The organism is Paenibacillus solani, assembly GCF_050475945.1.
Classification (GTDB): domain Bacteria; phylum Bacillota; class Bacilli; order Paenibacillales; family Paenibacillaceae; genus Paenibacillus_AQ; species Paenibacillus_AQ solani_A.
Map to the genome: position 1 here is coordinate 1 of NZ_JBCMXJ010000037.1, position 863 is coordinate 863.

Below are 863 nucleotides of genomic sequence, written 5' to 3' on the forward strand. Positions count from 1 at the left end.
ATAACGTTACTGTATCCACGACGTCCCACAGACTTAAGCGACCAACGGGAGCGGCCGCGATGCGGTTAGTCGGTGCGGATGTGTCCGCTGATTCTGCTTCACTGCAGATCACTTCTCGCGGACCGAGGAGCCGTCAGGCTCCGATGCGTGGATATGATGTTAGATGATGTTGCCGACTTCTTGAGATAACACACTCAATATTCATTGTTACATATCAAGCATCCGTGACAGGACAAAAAGATATTATGTCTGTCGCATTTTGGATAACCTATTGGTATTGTAGGTGTCTCATCTTGATCATTGCCTTCTGTCCATTCAAAATACTGTTGCTCATCTACATCATTTACTTCAAATGATACAATCATTTTTTTGAAATGTTCCTGACCATTTCTTTATTTGGTTCATAATTTAACTTACTCCAAACTTGCCCCCCTATTGCCTTATCTAATACTTCTATTAGGAACTCTTTCTCTTTTGTGAAGTTATCTATTGTCCATGGTAGTTCATCTATATCAAAACCTACTGTACCCATTCCAACAACTTCCTGATCTCGCTGAGCCAGCCATATAATAAATTCTTTTTCACGATTTGTATTTGCAGCCATAGAACCACTTAACACTAATACTTCTAAGAACACAGCTGTCAAAGTATTAGTCATTGAGAGTGGTTTAATATTTTCTCTATTACTATTCAAAACTATTGTGTTTCCCATAGAATTAGATATCCTTTCATTTCGGCAATTTCAGCTAACGTTTCGTATTCACGAACCCGAGAACCTTAAGGCTCCAGGGGAGCCGGCCGCGACTGCGGTTAGGTTCGCAGGGTTGTCCGCCTGATTCTGCTTCCATGTCAAAAGCTCCTTA

1 protein-coding gene is annotated in these 863 nt (G+C 41.3%); it reads right to left on the reverse strand.

From position 1 onward, the window contains the following. Positions 1 to 361: 361 nt before the first annotated feature. Positions 362 to 712 carry a hypothetical protein gene (locus tag ABEQ74_RS29855; RefSeq protein ID WP_430125973.1) on the reverse strand — a complete coding sequence of 117 codons (351 nt, stop codon included), beginning with the start codon at positions 710 to 712 and terminating at the stop codon, positions 362 to 364. Between the last annotated feature and the right edge of the window lie 151 nt (positions 713 to 863).